Annotated in this window: 1 protein-coding gene; it reads right to left on the bottom strand. The window is 72.2% G+C overall.

Annotated features, from left to right (window positions below):
- Positions 1–546: DUF222 domain-containing protein (locus HMPREF3086_RS19435; protein ID WP_246830873.1), on the bottom strand; the 546-nt coding region annotated here is incomplete at both ends.

Below are 546 nucleotides of genomic sequence, written 5' to 3' on the forward strand. Positions count from 1 at the left end.
CAGGGTGGCCAGTTGGTCGAGGTCGATGCGCACGACGATCGCCGCGGCCGCGCCGGTCCTCGTGGCGTCGGTGTTCAGGGCGAGGGTCAGGGCGTGGACGAGGGCGTCGTGCATGCGTTGACCGTCGCTGCGGGTGTCTTTTTCGTCGGGGTCGGGCCACAGGCGTCCGGGTTGGGCCCAGCGGGCGTGGACTTCGCGCATCAGGGCGGCCAGTTGGGGGTCCATGGTCATCGAAGCCCGGGCCATCAGGTCCAGTCCTTGGCCGGAGCAGGTGACCGAGCGGCGCCGGGCCCGTTCGCCGGCGCCGCGTTGGGTGCGGCCCGGATCGATCTGGTCCAACAGGCGGTGGGCGTGTTCCTGCAGGCGGCGGGTCGTGGCCTGTTCGGCGGCCAGGGCGATCAGCTCGGCTTCGAGGCGGCCGCGTTCGTCGTCGTCGACCTCGTCGGGCAGGGCGGCCAGGGTGGCGTTGATGATCTTCAGGTGCCCGGCGGAGATCGTCCCGGCGGCGGAGGCGTGCATGCGGGCGGTGTCGGCGATCGAGGAGTC

It is taken from the genome of Dietzia sp. HMSC21D01 (assembly GCF_001815995.1).
In the GTDB taxonomy this organism is placed as follows: Bacteria; Actinomycetota; Actinomycetes; order Mycobacteriales; family Mycobacteriaceae; genus Dietzia; species Dietzia cinnamea.